Genomic DNA, 15,565 nt, shown 5'->3' on the forward strand with positions numbered 1-15,565 from the left:
GCGGAAATGACGCGAAAACCGGGGGCGATTACGGCGGGGATTTTGGGTGTGCGTGCCCTGCGGAACGCGGAAAGCGTAGTGAACTACCCCGCTCCGGGATGCGGCTATTACACTGTGTGATTATGACTACCCAGAGCGATTCCACTTCGTACCGCTATACCCCGGAGCTGGCGAACCAGATCGAGAAGACCTGGCAGCAGTACTGGAAAGACAATGGCACCTTTAATGCCCCGAACCCGGTAGGCGAGCTCGCCACCGATGCGGGCGAGTTGCCTAAGGAAAAGCTCAATGTGCAGGATATGTTCCCCTACCCTTCCGGTGCGGGCCTGCACGTGGGACACCCACTGGGATATATCGCCACCGATACTTACGCCCGCTATAACCGCATGCTGGGCAAGAACGTGCTGCACACCTTGGGCTACGACGCCTTCGGCCTGCCGGCCGAGCAGTACGCCATTCAGACCGGTACCCACCCGCGCACCACCACCGAGGCGAATATTGAAAACATGCGCCGCCAGCTGGACATGTTGGGCCTGGGCCACGATCCGCGCCGCTCTGTGGAATCAACCGATCCGGAGTTCTTCAAGTGGACGCAGTGGATCTTCCTGCAGATTTATAACTCTTGGTTCGATGAGGAGCAGCAGAAGGCGCGTCCCATTGCAGAGCTCATCAAGGAACTAGAGGCCAATAAGCGCACCACTAAGGACGGCCGCTACTACGAGGACCTCACCGAAGAGGAAAAGGCCGCGGCCATCGATGAATTCCGCTTGGTCTACCTGTCTAATTCCACGGTGAACTGGTGCCCGGGCTTGGGTACCGTGCTGGCAAACGAGGAGGTCACCGCTGAGGGTAAGTCCGAGCGCGGCAATTTCCCGGTCTTCCGCAAGAACCTCTCGCAGTGGATGATGCGCATTACCGCCTACTCCGATCGCTTGCTGGATGACCTGGAGCTTTTGGATTGGCCGGACAAGGTGAAGTCCATGCAGCGCAATTGGATCGGCCGTTCCCGCGGCGCAGAGGTTTCCTTCCCTGCCGAGGGCTACGAGATCGAGGTCTTTACCACCCGCCCGGATACCCTCTTCGGTGCCGAGTACGTGGTGCTGGCCCCAGAGCATGAGCTTGTCGACGCCCTCCTCTCCCCCATCCCTTATGACGATGACGTGGATGAGCGTTGGACCTATGGCCACGATGATCCGAAGGAGGCCGTGGAGTCCTACCGCACCGATATTGCCGCCAAGTCCGACTTGGAGCGCCAGGAGAACAAGGAAAAGACCGGCGTCTTCCTGGGTACTTATGCCACCAACCCGGTCTCTGGCAAGAAGGTCCCGATCTTCATCGCAGACTACGTCCTGACCGGCTACGGCACCGGCGCCATCATGGCAGTTCCGGCGCACGACACCCGTGACTACGAGTTTGCCCGGGCCTTCGGCCTACCTATTACGGAGGTTGTCTCTGGCGGAAACGTGGAGGAAGCAGCCTGGACCGAGGACGGCGCGCTGGTTAATTCCTCCAACGACAAGGGCCTGGATCTCAACGGCCTGAACAAGGCTGAGGCCATTGCCACGGCCATCGAATGGCTGGAAAAGGACGGCTCCGGCCGCGAAAAGGTGCAGTACAAGCTGCGCGATTGGCTCTTCGCCCGCCAGCGTTACTGGGGCGAGCCCTTCCCCATCGTCTATGACAAGGACGGTTTTGCCCACGCCCTGCCGGAATCCATGTTGCCGGTAGAGCTGCCAGAGGTAGAAGATTATAAGCCCGTTTCCTTTGATCCAGAGGACAAGGACTCCGACCCACAACCACCGCTGGCAAAGGTGCGCGATTGGGTAGAGGTCGAGCTGGATCTGGGCGACGGCCCACAGACCTATTTCCGCGATACCAACGTTATGCCGCAGTGGGCGGGTTCTTCCTGGTACCAGCTGCGCTATATCGATCCCCGCAATGATGAGGCATTCTGCGATATCGAGAACGAGCGCTATTGGACCGGCCCGCGTCCAGAACAGCATGGCCCGCAGGACCCGGGCGGCGTGGACCTCTACGTCGGCGGCGTTGAGCACGCCGTGCTGCACCTGCTCTACTCCCGCTTCTGGCATAAGGTGCTCTTTGACCTGGGCTTTGTTAGCTCCCAAGAGCCCTACCGCCGCCTGTATAACCAGGGCTATATCCAGGCCTATGCCTACACGGATTCCCGCGGCGTGTACGTGCCGGCCGCTGAAGTAGAGGAAAAGGACGGCAAGTTCTACTACAACGGCGAAGAGGTCAATCAGGAGTACGGCAAGATGGGCAAGTCCCTCAAGAATGCCGTGGCTCCGGACGATATCTGCCGCGACTTCGGTGCCGATACCCTGCGCGTTTATGAGATGTCCATGGGTCCGCTGGATACGTCTCGCCCGTGGGCTACCAAGGACGTCGTAGGCTCCCAGCGATTCTTGCAGCGCCTGTGGCGCCTGGCCGTCAACGAGGACACCGGCGAGCTGGCCACTACCGACGCCGCCTTGAGCGAGGATGACCTCAAGCAGCTTCACCGCACCATTGCGGGCGTGCGCGATGATTACGAGAACCTGCGGCTTAATACCGTGGTGGCCAAACTTATCGAGTACGTCAACTACCTGACCAAGACCTACCGCACCGAGGCCCCGCGCGCTGCCGTGGAGCCGATCGCACAGTTGGTCTCCCCCATTGCCCCGCATATTGCGGAGGAATTGTGGCAGCGCTTCGGCCATGACGAGACCATCACCTACCAGCCCTTCCCCACTTTTGAGGAAAAGTACCTGGTCGATGATGAGATCGAGGTGCCGGTTCAGATCAATGGCAAGGTCAAGGCTCGCATCAACGTTGCCGCTGATGCGGACCAGGACGCGGTCTTTGACGTTGCCCTCGCCGACGCGAAGATTGCTGATCTGACCAGCGGAAAGAACGTAGTGAAGAAGATCTACGTTCCGGGCCGCATGGTCAACCTCGTGGTCAAGTAGTTACTCGTCCCAAAATTCCGTGGCGCACAGCGCAATGCCGTGCGTCCGGATCCCCTGGCCTACCTCCAGCTTCTCGTTCACAATGAGCGGGAGGCCGTCGAGGTTGCATACCCAAAACTCCCCCATGCCCAGTTCATTGCTGTGCTTGGCGACGCCTCCGATAGTCCCCGCTACCTCTACCTGCGGGTTAAGCATGCTGGGCTTGAAGTTTCGGTAGAAGCGCTCGGTTGCAGGCGAAGTCAAGGAAAACTCTTCCGGCTCCCCTACCTCGTATTTCAATGCCACAACCGCCGGCCGCACCTGTCCCTGGAGCTTTTCTCCGCCGACCGGGTTGCCCGCTGGCAGGGCAAAGGGCGCATCCGCCAGCGCCGCGAACCGTAAATCCCCCGTTTCCACAATGCCGATATAGGGCGTTGCGCGATATATCGTCCCCGGTGCCTCTTCTCCACCCCGGTACGAAGGAACCGCTGCCCACTCCCCCTCGTACTCCATAGCTGTAACCGCCATGCCGGACGGGTCGGCGTGGAACAGCACTCGATCAAATCCGGGCGCGTCCCACAGGTCGTGGTCGGTAGGCAGCTCCGCAATGAGTTCTTCCGTATCCGCGAAGTCGAAACCGCACGTGCTAAATAGCTTATCCATGTTTGCCATTCTAAACGCTGCAGTCTTCTCTGCCGGAGCGGTCATTGCGTTCGCAGCCGCATCTTTGCCGCGAGTAGTTGCTTCACTATTTAATTTTCCGGTCAAGAACATACCTACTCAAACAATGGTGAGATTCATCAGATAGGTATTCAAAAGCAAAACATAAGTGCTTTCGAGACCAAAGGCATTGGTTTGTGAAATTGTGGGTTTCCTATACGCACATCGCCGTGCAGTAGTGGGAGTTGGTGTATCAACTCCCGGCAGGCCAATGAGTTGCTAGATCAACTCTGCAGTATAGACTGGTGAAAGAAGGAAAACCAAAGGAGGAATGCGATGCGTGTGGAGCAGAGCGTGGCGTGGGGTGACTTTGTTGCCATGCAGGAAGCGCTCCACGCGCGGCTTTCTGGGGAGTTGCAAAGTGGCTCTAGTTTGAGCGAGGCGGACTACGCGGTCTTGGCGGTCCTATATCGGCGCCGACAGATCCCTACACGCCCGCATGAATTGGCGGCCGAGCTCGGGTGGGAGAAGTCGCGGCTGCATCGGCAGTTAGTGCGTATGGAGTCCCGAAAATTGGTTTCCAGGCGCGAGGCGCCGGAGTTAGGAACCCGTGCAGTTGAAGTCACTGTGACGGAAAAGGGAAGTGCTGCTTTCAACGCAGCGATCGAGCGACATACCGCCGCAGTCGAGGAAATCGTGGTGGGCACCCTTAGTGATGAAGACCTACAAACCTTGGGCAGGGTTTCCCGCAAATTGCTACGCGCGGTAGTTAAAGAGGGGACGTCGGAAAGCTAGCTGTCCGCGCCGACCGGTGCATGTAAAAAGGCACCCGCTATAACGGCGGGCGCCTTAGAAGATTGGCTAGGCGGGACCTAGGAAATCTTAAGAACGGTGCGTCCGTGGTGGGTGCCCTCGAGGAGCGACGTGGATTCTTCGACTACAGCCGACAATGGAATCGTGTTGGTCAGTGACTCAAGGATGGACCGGTCCAGCTTGCGTGCGAGCAGCTGCCAAGCGTTCTGGCGGTAGTGCAGCGGGGCGTCGACAGAGTTAACGCCGGCGAGGTGCACGTTGCGCAGAATGAACGGCAAGACGGTGGTAGGCAGGTCTGGGCCGGCGGCCATACCGGTGGAGGCAACGGTGCCGCCCCACACAGTGCGGGACAATACATTAGCCAAGACGTGGGAGCCGGAGGTATCAACCGCACCGGCATATGTTGCCTTCTGCAAGGGTTTTCCGGCCTCAGTAAATTCGGCGCGGTCCACAATGGTGTGGGCGCCTAGCTCGTGGAGGTACTGGGAGTAGTCATCCGGGCGGCCGGTCATCGCGTGAACCTCGTAACCAGCATTGGAGAGGAGGTTCACAGCGATGGAGCCTACGCCACCGGTGGCGCCGGTGACCAAAACTGGACCATCGGGTAGCCCGCGCAGAGAATTAACGCATAGGGCGGCAGTGTAGCCCGCGGTGCCAACGGCGGCCGCCTGCTCTGCGGTGAAGTCCGCGGGCAGGGCGACGGTTGCCTGGGAATTCACGCGCTGCTTCGGGGTGTAGCCACCGTGGCGGAACTCGCCTAGGCCATCACCGAAGGAAGCTACCAGGGTGCCAACCGGGAGGCGTTCCACGTTGGACTCGGCAACGGTGCCGACCACGTCGATGCCCGGAACCAGTGGGCTGGTGCGCATGACACCACGATCGCCGGCAATTGCCATGGCGTCTTTGTAGTTCAGCGAAGAATAAGACACATCGACGATAAGGTCGCCCTCGCCGAGGAACTCTCCCTCTTCAAAGGAGGTCGTGACGGATTTATCATCGTTGCGAGTAACTAGTAGAGTGCTCATGCTCACCATCGTACGTTAAATGTGATGCAGCGATTTAACAGCGAATATCACGGGGATTTTTCAGGCTCGCTTGTTAACTTGAATAACATGACGATGACCACGATGCCCACCCGCACCTCGCGCCAGATTGGTGCGCGTGGACTGCCTGCTAAGCGCACGCTGTGGCGCAGTGCAGCCGTAGCCTGCGTGGTTGTCATGGTGGCTATCGCAGTAGCTACGGTGGGCAAGCCCTTCATAGATATCCCCGGTGTGGTTGATGCGTCTGCGCACGCACGCCGCAGCCTCGATCTGCAAATGTTCAACGGCTTTAATAACCCTCATCCGTGGTGGGGTCCGTGGACCAATACCTTTGGCAATATCGCGCTGTTTATGCCGCTCGGTGCGTGCTTGGTAGTAATGGGGCACAATTCGCGGCGCATCCGCTTTGGCCGCGGCGGAACCATCCTGCTGGCAATGGCGCTCAGCCTAGGTATCGAAATTACCCAATACGTATTCTCGCTGGGATTTAGCGACGTAGACGACTTGGTCTTCAATACCCTCGGCGCATCCTTGGGTGCGTTCCTGGTAAGCCGGAGCAGTTTTAAGGCGCAGCTGCGAGCTGTGCGCTTCATCGGCTGGACTGCGGCGGCGGGCCTGGGTGCTCTCGCTGCTGTAATCTTGGCCGGGTTGATTGTTTAGCGCCCTAGGGTGACTCGGTGTCCGAAGTTGAACATATCGAGGGAATCACCCTTCTCTAGGCCCTCAAACATCCCCGCGGGATTGGACGAAACCATGCCGGTGACTTGCGATACGCCGTAGTGTTCAAGCAGTACAGGGGCTAGGGGAGTTGATGGGCCCAGGACGACATTGAAGGACTCGCGGGAGAGCTCGAGCAGGCGGGGAGCGGTTTTATTGACAAAGGCAGAGCCGGTAATAAAGACATAATCGCACTCGGGCAGGATGTATTCGGCGGCGGAATCGGGGTAGTCGCCCTCATTGAGCGAGCGCTCCAACATATAAAATCCGCAGCCTGGTTGAGTGCCTTGGGTGCAAAAGGGAAGTGGCCAATGACCGCGACCTTCTTCCCCGCGACGGCGTTGCGGAAGGGATCAAAGAAGTGGGGCCAGGGGGAGTCGACAAGCGTAAAACCATGCTCATCGGCTACAGAAGGCGTGGCGTAGTAGGAATTTAGCGCAGCCATGCCGAAGGAAGCCTCCGAGAAATTCCAGCTCTTGGCCAGCTGTGCGATGGCGCGTAGAGGAACGCCGGTGTACTCGGCGCGCATCTGGGCCGGGCGAGAGGTGGCAGACATGGTCATGGCCATGCCGCAGCTAGGGCTTTCGGTGTATACCCGCGTCCACCGCGGGCCTTGGGCGGCGCGGGAGACCATTATGTCACGGGGAATGGCATCGATGAGGTCATCGTAGAGATCCCAGGCAGACATGTATAAACCAGCTTTCCCAAATTGTGTCGCACTCTTTGTGTGAAGGCAGTGTAATCGAATTAGTTGGGACAAACCTATAGCTTTAGTCACATATATTCGCTACATCGTGCGCGGTCTGCTTGGCAAAGGGGCTTACCCCGGTAATGGTTGCGGATCCGGGTCCGGTCCACGTGCCGTAACCCACGAGGAAGAGGCCGTCGACGGTGGGGGAGGTGCCATCAAGGAGCCCGCGGATGGGCTGGAGGGCAGGCCGGAAACCGGTGCACCAGATGAGGTGGTCTGTGTTGACCTCATCGAGGGAAGAAAACATTGGAGTGGCCTGCAAGAGCCCGGAATCCCGTGCGCGTAGGACCGGTGGGACCATTACGATATCGCCCAAATTGGTATCTGCGCCGGGGTCTGGTTCGCCGCGGAGCATGGCGTTGAGGCGGGCGCGATTGCGCTGAAAGAGCACGCGGCCGTCAACGTCGTCGGGCATCCACCGCGGGGAGCTGCGGGTATACCAGGTTGTCTCCACGCCGGAGAGCAGGAGATCGGCCGCGATTTGGGCACCGGAATTGGCCGCGCCGACGACCGCCACGGTAGATCCGGCAAAGTCCGCGGGGCCTGGATAGAAGGCGGAATGCCATTGCCTCCCGTCAAAAGTACCGGGGTAGTAGGGGATAAAGGGAGCGGACCACGTACCCGTGGCTGCTACGACTGTGCGCGCGGTCAGCTGCTCTTTACCGGCAAAGACATGGAAACACGCGCCGTCATGGGTAACTTCATCCACTGTGACCGGCCGGCGAATGGGCAGTTCATAGCGCTTCTCATAACGCGCAAAATAATCAATAACGTGGCTGGCGGGCGGAAAGCCCTCGTGGTGGGGCATGGGCCATCCCGGCAGGTTGGAGGAGGCGGAATTGCTAAAGAGCGTGAGCGAGGGCCAGGTATGGCGCCAGGCCGCGCCGGGGCCGGGCTCAGCGTCTAGAATGACAAAATCCAGGCCTTTCTTGCGCAGGTGATAACCCACCGCAAGGCCTGCCTGGCCGGCGCCGATGACTATGCAGTCCAGCATTAGATGAGCTTCCTCTCTCGCGCCACGGTCACCGCGGCGGTGCGGGTTTCCACACCCAACTTCTGAAAAATGTGGATGAGGTGGGTTTTGACCGTGGCTTCAGAAATGAAAAGTTGCTTGGCGAGCTCCTTATTAGAGGCACCGCTAGATAGCGCCTGCAAGATTTCCAGTTCGCGGGTGGACAGCGATTCTTGTGGCCGACCCACACGCTGGGCGAGGAGATCCACAACCTCCGGCGCTAGGGTGCGGCGGCGCGCGGCGGTATTGAGCACGGCTTCGTGCAGCGCCTGCTCGGGGGAATCTTTAAGCAGATAGCCCATCGCGCCGGCCTCTACGGCGGCAAGGATATCGGCCTGCGTGTCATAGGTGGTGAGGATGAGTACCGGTGGGCCGCCGGCCTCCACCACCCGCTTGGTGGCCGCGATGCCATCCATGCCGGGCATCTGGATATCGCAGACCACGACGTCTACCTGCGGGGCATCATCGGTAAAGAGCTTATCCACATCCGCGCCGGTAGAGTCTTCCATGACAACCTCGACATCGGAGAAGGTATTGAGGATGGCACGCAGGCCGGCGCGGACCACGGGGTGATCATCAATCAGCATGACATTAACCATTGCTTTTCTCCTTCAGCGGGATACGGACGGCCAGGGCGGTGCCTTCGCCCGATTCTAGGTTCATGGTCCCGCCCACAGCTTCCACGCGGCCGCGGAGGCCGTTGAGCCCAAAACCATGGTCCCTGCCGCTGGGGCGAGGGGAGGCGGACAGTCCGCATCCATTATCAACGACGTCCAGGGTAACTGCATCTTCGAAAAGCCCGAGCGTGACCACGGCGCGCGAGGCGTGGGCGTGTTTGATGACGTTATTAAGGCCCTCCTGGGCTGCGCGTACGATGATCTCTTTGATTCGGCTGGGCACCTTGCCACTTCCAGATACCACCAGTTCGAAGGTGGTTTCTTCTCCCAAGGCTTTCACGCGGCTGCGCATCTGGGACAGCAGGGAAGTGAGCTGGGTTTCCAGTCGCTCATCCGGGCCGGCTAGTTCGCGGACAAAGCGGCGGGCTTCGGCCAGATTCTCGCTCGCGACATCCTCGATGACCGCCAGCTGCTCTTCTTTGGTGCAGGGATCATCGGTGCCACGGGCTGCGCGGGAGAGCAACAAGATGGAGCTGAGGCCTTGCGCGACGGTGTCATGGATCTCGCGAGAGAGGCGCTCACGCTCCTCTAGCCGGCCGGCTTGGTGCTCGCTGGCGGCCAGTTCGGCTTGGGTTTCGCGCAGCTGCTTGGCTATGTCCCTGTGGTGCGCCGCCTCTGCCTGCAGACGCCGCTGGATGAAAAAGACCGTGGCTGCAAAGGCGGTACCGATAAGCGGCCCCACGGCCGCAGCGATGGACCAGCCCTCGGGGTGCAGCCAGGCGGGAATGAATGCCGCTGCTGCCCACAGCGCGGCGATGGAGACCAACCCGGGCACGGTGGGCAGGGCACGCAGAAAGACAAAAATGAGCGGGAATTCCAGCCACATGAAATCCTGCGCATGCACCATCAGGCCCAGCCACAGGAGACATAGCCCACTCAGCCATAACCATGTGGGCAGCCAACGCTGTGCGGCGTACACCACGGCGAGGGCGATGGCTAAGCCGATTACCCGGGCGTCGAGCCGGCCATCCACATAGGCGCGCGCCACGCCGAAGACCAGCAGAAACGCGAACATGGCGTGCAGGCCATAGACCCATAATTTTTGTCCTTTAAACACAACCACCCAGGATATCCACGTACGGGTGGACAGTGAATCAACCACTTGGTTGAGTAGAGGTTCAGCGAGCTGGCCGATTACTTCTGACCTGCGCAAAGCAAATATAGAAGTATGTTCCTAGCAATCAGAGAAATCACCACAGCGCGCGGCCGCTTCGCGCTCATCGGCGGCACGGTTGCGCTCATTACCCTTCTGCTCGTGATGCTCTCCGGCCTGACGGAGGGCCTTTCCAAGCAAAATACCTCTGCGCTGGAGGACTTGGAAGAGGATTATCCATATATTTCCTTTTCTACCGAGGATCCTTCTTTCAGCGAATCCGAGATGCACGCCGGCGATATCGCCAGCGACGGCATTCCGCTCGGTGTAGCGCAGACCAAGCTGGAGGGGCACGGCGGCGTTGCCGTCCTCAGCCTGCCGGCCGGCACCCAGGTTCCGGGTAGCGATAAGACCATCCCGGAGCAGGGCGTGCTCCTGCCAGAGTCCATCGACGCGGCCGATACCGTCACCCTAGGTGGCGCCGACCTTTCGGTGGAGGGCACCGTCCCAGAGACCATGTACTCCCACTCCGAGGTGGCGTGGGTCTCCACCGAGTCCTGGCAGCAGATTAGCCATGCGCCAGAAGGCGTGATCGGCACCGCAGCGCTGTATAAGTACGAGGTTCCAGGCTCCGTGAAGGTCTCCAAGTCCTTCTCTGGCCTGGCGGCCTATCAGTCTGAGCGCGGCTCGCTGCTTACCATGCAGGGCTTCTTGTACGGCATCTCCGCGCTGGTCACCGTCGCTTTCCTGACCGTATGGACCATCCAGCGCACCCGCGACCTGTCCATCCTGCGCGCGCTCGGCGCCACCGTGCGTTACCTCTTGCGCGATGCCCTGGCACAAGCCGCCATCATCTTGGCCGCCGGCACTATTGCGGGCGCCGTCGTTGGTTGGGTGCTCGGCGCGCTTGCTTCCGGCACCGTGCCCTTTGATGTCTCCCTGCGCACCATCGCCGTTCCCGCGGTTGGCATCTGGGCCCTCGGCATGGCCGGCGCCCTTATTGCTACCCGCCGCGTAGCTAAAGCCAACCCACTCGATGCCCTTGGAGGAAATGCTTAACATGTCCACCATTCTTGATATTCGCAACGCCACCGTGACCTACCAGGACGGCGAGACCACGACTACTGCGCTTGCCGACGCCTCCCTCATCGCCGAATCCAATACGCTTACCGCCATCGTGGGTGAGTCAGGGTCCGGCAAGTCCACGCTGCTGTCCGTAGCCGCAGGCCTCATCACCCCAGACTCCGGGTCCGTACACGTGGACGGTACCCGCTCCATCATCTTCCAGCAGGCCAACCTGCTGTCCTCGCTCAATGTGCGCGACCAATTGGTGATCATGGACCATATCGCTGGCCGCAAGCTGCGTCCTCAGCGCGCCGATGAGCTATTGGAGTTTGTTGGCCTGGCTGGAATGGGCAATCGCCGCATGGGTCAGTTATCCGGTGGCCAGCGCCAGCGCGTCAATATCGCCCGAGCACTCATGGAGCAGCCGGACCTGCTCTTGGCCGATGAGCCTACCTCTGCGCTCGATTCCCACCTTTCGCAGGAGATCATCCGCCTATTGCGCGATGTCACCCAGGAGATGAACACCGCCACCGTGCTGGTGACCCACGACCGCTCCCTGCTGAACTTCGCTGACCGCGTGGTGGAGGTCAAGGATGGCCACGTCTCCGAGCAGGAGAAGGTCTCTGCGCTCAGCTAGCCTCAGCTAGCGCTGCATGAGGAGCAGTCGTGCGATTGCCTGCGGCACGGTCGCGGCAATCTGGGAGGCGGAGCAAAGGCCAAAGCCGTCTGGGGTGTGGGCGGCAATGGCCGCCGCGTGTTGGTGGATGGCCGCTGCGTGCAGGATTTCCATAATTATCGCCTCCGCATCCGCCTCGGCGGCATCCAGTTGCGCGAGCGTGGCGCCGAGGATGCCAGAGAGTACGTCACCAGAACCGGCGGTGGCCGCGTAGGAATGCCCAGCGTTCATGCCATAAATTTTCTGGCCTGGGGCCGTGACCGTGGTGATCCGGCCCTTGTGCAGGATGAAGCAGTCGAGGGCATCGGAAAGCTCTCGCAGGCGCACCCCGAGCCCCTCCGCAAGATCAAGCTTGCGGCCAAGAGTTGCCGTATAGAGCCGCTCAAACTCCCCGGAATGCGGGGTCAGGACGGCGCAGGGATGATCGCGCACGAGCTCGCGTAGATCCCCGTAGGTCGAAAGCACGGTCAGCGCATCGGCGTCGATAATGGTGGGCAGTCCGCGTTCTAGCACGGCGCGCAACTCCGCGGCCGCCTCCGGTCCGGTGCCTCGCCCTGGGCCTACGACCCAGGCTTGGGAGTGGACTTTTTCTTGGGCGCTGGCATGAGGCACTACCTCCGGCAGGCTCGCGACCACGGAGTCATTGTCCACGACGCGAACCATGGACGGCGTGGCGCGCACCGCGCCCGTGGCGGCGAGGATGCCCGCGCCGGGATAGGCGCTGCTGCCAGCACAGACCGCGGTCACCCCGCCGGTGTACTTGGTGCTTTTCGCCCCCGGAGTCGGATCCAGAATTGGCCCCGTGCAGCCCACCGGCTTCGGGGCGGTGACCAGGCCTTGTTCTCCCGAAAGCACCGGCTCAGTCGGCCACTGGTAGGGCAAGGTAATAGTGGGTTCATTGGCGATATAGCCCACCGGTTCAGCGGTGGCGGACAGCTCTTCTGCAAAGGAGCGCGGGGCGCCGGGCAGGCGCAGATCGCAGAGCACCACCGCACCGCATGCCGGGGCAAAGATATGTCCGGCACGGGCCCAGCCAAAGCTAATGGTCACGTCTGCCTCTACGGCGTCGGCTGCGGCCACGCCGGTATCGGCGTTAATGCCCGAAGGAATGTCCACCGCTAATACCGGAACCCCGCGCTCCTTGGCCTCGGTATAGGCCCGCAGTGGGGCACCGGACAGGCCGCGGGTGGAGGCGAGGCCGGCGACGGCGTCGATAAGCAGATCGGCGTCTCCTAGGTCATGCGCTATGGTTCCGCCGGCCGTGGCAAATGCGTCTAGCGCGGGTTCGTGTGCGGCATCCGCCGCGAGGATAGCCACTACTGAATAGCCTTCCTCCGCCAAGAAAGCGCCAGCATAGAGGCCATCGCCGCCGTTGCCGCCTGGCCCGGCGAGGATAGTTACGCGCCGATAAGAGCCGAGCATGCTTGCGGCCGTGGCCGCCACGCCTCGTGCGGCCAAGCGCATGAGCTCATCGTCAAAGTTCTGTTGGGTTAGAAGGGAACGCTCTGCCGCGCGAACGGCGGCAACGCTATAGGCATGTCGCATGCCCGCCAGGATAGGCCTTTAAGGAGCCGGTTGGCAGGTCGGACACCAAAATAGGTTGCGTCCCTCCATGACCTTTTCTGCCACTGGGGTGCCGCAGATATAGCAAGGTAGGCCGGCGCGGCGGTAGACGTAGACTTCGCCGCCGTGGTCATCCTTGCGCGGTTCGCGGCCCATGGCCTTGGGGGAGTGCTCGGGCCGTACGGTATCGATGCGGCCGTGCTCCACCCCGTACTCCATCAGATCCACCAAGTCCGTCCACGTGGCGTCAAAGGTTTCACGGGAAACATCTCGGCCCGGCAGGAAAGGGGAGAGGCCATGGCGAAAGAGGGTCTCCGCCCGGTAGATATTGCCCACGCCGGCATAAAGGTGCTGATCCATCATGAGTGAGCCGATGCTGCGGCGAGATTTATGCACTTTGGCCCAGAGCGCCTCCACGTCGGCATCCGTGCGCAGCGGGTCTTGGCCTACCTTGGCTAGCTGTGCGCGGTACTCCTCTTCAGTGAGTAGGCGGCAAAACTGCGGCCCGCGCAGGTTAGCGGCCTCGGCGCCATTATCAATGCGCACCCGGATCTGTCCGCCTACTTCCTCGCGGGGCTCGAAGCGCAGCTTGCCAATCAGGCCTAAGTGAATATAGAGGATATGGCGCGGATTCTCGGCGCTAAAATGCACGAAAAGGTGCTTGCCGTAGGTCTCTGCCAGCTCGATGCGCTCGCCATCGAGAAGCTCTGCCTCCGCCGCGAAGCGCCCCTGCGGACTGGTCACGCGCAGCGGCATGCCGCGATAATCGGCGTTGAATTTATTAGCTAGGCGGTGGATGACGTGACCTTCAGGCATGAAATCCAGTCTAATCGGGAAGAATTTTCGGCCAAACCGGGCGCTAACCAGCTCACTTATTTGCAGAGCCGCAATAGCGTAAACTCGAAATGCGGAATGATTTAACTCAGGGGAAGGCTTTCAAATCATGACGCAAAAAATCGGCTTTGACCGCGAGAAATACATTGAGCTGCAGTCGAAGCACATCCACGCCCGCCGCGAGGAAATCGGCGGCAAGCTCTACCTAGAGATGGGCGGCAAGCTTTTTGACGATATGCACGCCTCCCGCGTGCTGCCCGGCTTCACCCCGGACAATAAAATCGCGATGCTGGAGCGCATCAAAGAGGACGTAGAGATCCTCATCTGCATCAACGCGAAAGATATCTCCCGCCAGAAGGTACGCGCGGACCTGGGCATTCTTTATGAAGATGACCTGCTGCGTCTGGTGGACGTATTCCGCAGCCGCGGATTCTTGGTAGAAAACATCGTCATGACCCAGTTGGAGGAAGGCAATTCCCAAGCGGAGGCCTTCATCGAAAAGGTCGAGCGCCTCGGCCTCAAGGTGGCGCGCCACCGCGTTATCCCTGGCTACCCCACCAATACGGACCTCATCGTGTCCGAAGAGGGCTTTGGGCGCAATGAATTTGCGGAAACCTCCCGCGACCTCGTCGTGGTTACCGCGCCGGGCCCTGGCTCCGGCAAGCTGGCCACCGCGCTCTCGCAGGTCTACCACGAACACCAGCGCGGCAATAATGCCGGCTACGCCAAGTTTGAAACCTTCCCTATCTGGAATCTCCCCCTGGAACACCCCGTGAACCTGGCCTATGAGGCCGCCACGGTGGACCTCAACGATTCCAATATTATTGACCACTTCCACCTGTCCGCCCACGGCGAATCCACCGTGAACTACAACCGCGATGTGGAAGCGTTCCCGCTGCTGCGCACGCTTTTGGAAAAGCTCACCGGCACCACCCCGTACCAGTCTCCGACGGATATGGGCGTGAACATGGCAGGCTTCTGCATTACTGACGACGCCGTGTGCCGCGCCGCCGCCCAGCAAGAAATCATCCGCCGTTACTTCAAGGCGCAGGTGGAAGAGGCTCGTGCGGGCCTAGGCACCGAGCAATCCGAGCGCGCCGCGGTCATCATGGCCAAGGCCGGCATCAAGGTAGAAGACCGCCCCGTGGTGGCACCTGCTCGCCAGCGCGCGGAAGAAACCGGCGAGCCCGCCTCCGCTATGCAGCTGCACGACGGCACCATGATCACCGGCCGCACCGCGCCCCTGCTGGGCTGCTCGGCGGCGATGCTGCTCAATGCACTGAAGCACTTGGCGGGCATCGACGACGATATTCACCTGCTGTCGCCCGAGTCCATCGAGCCGATTCAAACGCTCAAGACCAAGCACCTGGGTTCCAAGAACCCACGCCTGCATACCGACGAGGTGCTGATCGCTTTGTCCGTGTCTGCGGCGAAGGATGACAATGCCCGCAAGGCGCTGGAGCAGATCAAGGAACTTGCTGGTTGCGACGTCCACACCACCACCATCCTGGGTTCTGTGGACGAGGGAATCTTCCGCAACCTCGGTGTGCTCGTGACCTCTGATCCCGTCTTTGCCCGCAAGAAGGCGCTGTACCAGAAGCGCTAGAATTCTCACTTCAATGGTTCGTCCTCTCACTTTCACACTGATCCTCCTCACTTACAAAAGTGAGTTTCTCACTGTTAATAGTGAGGGTGCTCAGTGTTAAACTGTCT

The 15,565-nt window shown here is 60.5% G+C and carries 14 protein-coding genes and 1 pseudogene; 6 read left to right on the forward strand and 9 right to left on the reverse strand.

The features are described from left to right. The first annotated feature begins 122 nt into the window (after window positions 1–122). Window positions 123–2,969 carry a leucine--tRNA ligase gene (gene leuS / locus QP884_RS05255; protein ID WP_284821104.1) on the forward strand — a complete coding sequence of 949 codons (2,847 nt, stop codon included), beginning with the start codon at window positions 123–125 and terminating at the stop codon, window positions 2,967–2,969. Here the strand turns inward: leuS and QP884_RS05260 are convergent, their stop codons facing one another. Beyond that, window positions 2,970–3,611, reverse strand: a complete 642-nt coding sequence (locus QP884_RS05260; protein WP_284821106.1) for a hypothetical protein — start codon at window positions 3,609–3,611, stop codon at window positions 2,970–2,972. Window positions 3,612–3,944: 333 nt separating this feature from the next. Here QP884_RS05260 and QP884_RS05265 point away from each other — a divergent pair, with 333 nt between their 5' ends. After that, window positions 3,945–4,403 carry a MarR family winged helix-turn-helix transcriptional regulator gene (locus tag QP884_RS05265; protein ID WP_284821108.1) on the forward strand — a complete coding sequence of 153 codons (459 nt, stop codon included), beginning with the start codon at window positions 3,945–3,947 and terminating at the stop codon, window positions 4,401–4,403. Between the two features lie 77 nt (window positions 4,404–4,480). On the opposite strand, the gene QP884_RS05270 is transcribed toward QP884_RS05265, so the two are convergent. Then, complete coding sequence (locus QP884_RS05270) at window positions 4,481–5,455, reverse strand: MDR family oxidoreductase (protein WP_284821110.1); 975 nt, start codon at window positions 5,453–5,455, stop codon at window positions 4,481–4,483. A 78-nt stretch (window positions 5,456–5,533) separates the two neighbouring features. Here QP884_RS05270 and QP884_RS05275 point away from each other — a divergent pair, with 78 nt between their 5' ends. Then, window positions 5,534–6,124 (forward strand): VanZ family protein, encoded by a 591-nt coding sequence (locus QP884_RS05275; protein WP_284821111.1) that lies wholly within the window; start codon window positions 5,534–5,536, stop codon window positions 6,122–6,124. Here the strand turns inward: QP884_RS05275 and QP884_RS05280 are convergent. The 5 genes and pseudogenes from QP884_RS05280 to QP884_RS05300 form a co-directional block, all read right to left on the reverse strand. Continuing rightward, on the reverse strand, window positions 6,121–6,441 hold the full coding sequence (locus QP884_RS05280) for a Rossmann-like domain-containing protein (protein ID WP_284821112.1): 321 nt from the start codon (window positions 6,439–6,441) through the stop codon (window positions 6,121–6,123). The two genes, QP884_RS05275 and QP884_RS05280, sit on opposite strands and share 4 nt — an antisense overlap. 221 nt (window positions 6,442–6,662) lie before the next feature. Continuing rightward, a pseudogene (locus QP884_RS05285) lies at window positions 6,663–6,869 on the reverse strand (enolase N-terminal-like fold-containing protein); the annotation flags it as partial. A gap of 82 nt (window positions 6,870–6,951) precedes the next feature. Then, the gene (locus tag QP884_RS05290) at window positions 6,952–7,926 is read right to left on the reverse strand and encodes an NAD(P)-binding domain-containing protein (RefSeq protein WP_284821114.1); all 975 of its coding nucleotides are present in this window, start codon (window positions 7,924–7,926) and stop codon (window positions 6,952–6,954) included. Then, window positions 7,926–8,543 carry a response regulator transcription factor gene (locus QP884_RS05295; RefSeq protein ID WP_284821116.1) on the reverse strand — a complete coding sequence of 206 codons (618 nt, stop codon included), beginning with the start codon at window positions 8,541–8,543 and terminating at the stop codon, window positions 7,926–7,928. Before QP884_RS05295 ends, QP884_RS05290 begins: the two co-directional genes overlap by 1 nt. Further along, window positions 8,536–9,684: a sensor histidine kinase gene (locus QP884_RS05300; RefSeq protein ID WP_434736449.1), complete on the reverse strand. Its 1,149-nt coding sequence runs from the start codon at window positions 9,682–9,684 to the stop codon at window positions 8,536–8,538. The genes QP884_RS05295 and QP884_RS05300 overlap by 8 nt, the downstream gene beginning before the upstream one ends. A gap of 105 nt (window positions 9,685–9,789) precedes the next feature. On the opposite strand from QP884_RS05300, the gene QP884_RS05305 reads away from it, so the two are divergent. Next, window positions 9,790–10,773, forward strand: coding sequence for an ABC transporter permease (locus QP884_RS05305; RefSeq protein ID WP_284821118.1), 984 nt, complete (start codon window positions 9,790–9,792; stop codon window positions 10,771–10,773). Window position 10,774: 1 nt separating this feature from the next. After that, window positions 10,775–11,416 carry an ABC transporter ATP-binding protein gene (locus tag QP884_RS05310; protein WP_005326966.1) on the forward strand — a complete coding sequence of 214 codons (642 nt, stop codon included), beginning with the start codon at window positions 10,775–10,777 and terminating at the stop codon, window positions 11,414–11,416. A gap of 6 nt (window positions 11,417–11,422) precedes the next feature. On the opposite strand, the gene QP884_RS05315 is transcribed toward QP884_RS05310, so the two are convergent. Continuing rightward, the gene (locus QP884_RS05315) at window positions 11,423–13,000 is read right to left on the reverse strand and encodes a bifunctional ADP-dependent NAD(P)H-hydrate dehydratase/NAD(P)H-hydrate epimerase (protein ID WP_284821121.1); all 1,578 of its coding nucleotides are present in this window, start codon (window positions 12,998–13,000) and stop codon (window positions 11,423–11,425) included. Window positions 13,001–13,018: 18 nt separating this feature from the next. Beyond that, a complete protein-coding gene (locus QP884_RS05320) occupies window positions 13,019–13,834 on the reverse strand; it encodes an Fpg/Nei family DNA glycosylase (protein ID WP_284821122.1) in 816 nt (271 codons plus the stop codon). Window positions 13,835–13,961: 127 nt separating this feature from the next. On the opposite strand from QP884_RS05320, the gene QP884_RS05325 reads away from it, so the two are divergent. Next, window positions 13,962–15,458 carry a DUF1846 domain-containing protein gene (locus tag QP884_RS05325; RefSeq protein ID WP_005326977.1) on the forward strand — a complete coding sequence of 499 codons (1,497 nt, stop codon included), beginning with the start codon at window positions 13,962–13,964 and terminating at the stop codon, window positions 15,456–15,458. Window positions 15,459–15,565 lie beyond the last annotated feature (107 nt).

The organism is Corynebacterium tuberculostearicum, from assembly GCF_030229345.1.
Classification (GTDB): Bacteria; Actinomycetota; Actinomycetes; order Mycobacteriales; family Mycobacteriaceae; genus Corynebacterium; species Corynebacterium tuberculostearicum_G.

Excerpts from the sequence above, each read along its gene's own strand:
- QP884_RS05290 (WP_284821114.1), bottom strand. The coding sequence starts at position 7,926 with ATGCTGGACTGCATAGTCATCGGCGCCGGCCAGGCAGGCCTTGCGGTG.
- QP884_RS05295 (WP_284821116.1), bottom strand. The coding sequence starts at position 8,543 with ATGGTTAATGTCATGCTGATTGATGATCACCCCGTGGTCCGCGCCGGC.
- QP884_RS05310 (WP_005326966.1), top strand. The coding sequence starts at position 10,775 with ATGTCCACCATTCTTGATATTCGCAACGCCACCGTGACCTACCAGGAC.
- QP884_RS05325 (WP_005326977.1), top strand. The coding sequence starts at position 13,962 with ATGACGCAAAAAATCGGCTTTGACCGCGAGAAATACATTGAGCTGCAG.
- QP884_RS05280 (WP_284821112.1), bottom strand. The coding sequence starts at position 6,441 with ATGTTGGAGCGCTCGCTCAATGAGGGCGACTACCCCGATTCCGCCGCC.
- leuS (WP_284821104.1), top strand. The coding sequence starts at position 123 with ATGACTACCCAGAGCGATTCCACTTCGTACCGCTATACCCCGGAGCTG.
- QP884_RS05315 (WP_284821121.1), bottom strand. The coding sequence starts at position 13,000 with ATGCGACATGCCTATAGCGTTGCCGCCGTTCGCGCGGCAGAGCGTTCC.
- QP884_RS05260 (WP_284821106.1), bottom strand. The coding sequence starts at position 3,611 with ATGGATAAGCTATTTAGCACGTGCGGTTTCGACTTCGCGGATACGGAA.
- QP884_RS05320 (WP_284821122.1), bottom strand. The coding sequence starts at position 13,834 with ATGCCTGAAGGTCACGTCATCCACCGCCTAGCTAATAAATTCAACGCC.
- QP884_RS05265 (WP_284821108.1), top strand. The coding sequence starts at position 3,945 with ATGCGTGTGGAGCAGAGCGTGGCGTGGGGTGACTTTGTTGCCATGCAG.
- QP884_RS05270 (WP_284821110.1), bottom strand. The coding sequence starts at position 5,455 with ATGGTGAGCATGAGCACTCTACTAGTTACTCGCAACGATGATAAATCC.
- QP884_RS05305 (WP_284821118.1), top strand. The coding sequence starts at position 9,790 with ATGTTCCTAGCAATCAGAGAAATCACCACAGCGCGCGGCCGCTTCGCG.
- QP884_RS05275 (WP_284821111.1), top strand. The coding sequence starts at position 5,534 with ATGACGATGACCACGATGCCCACCCGCACCTCGCGCCAGATTGGTGCG.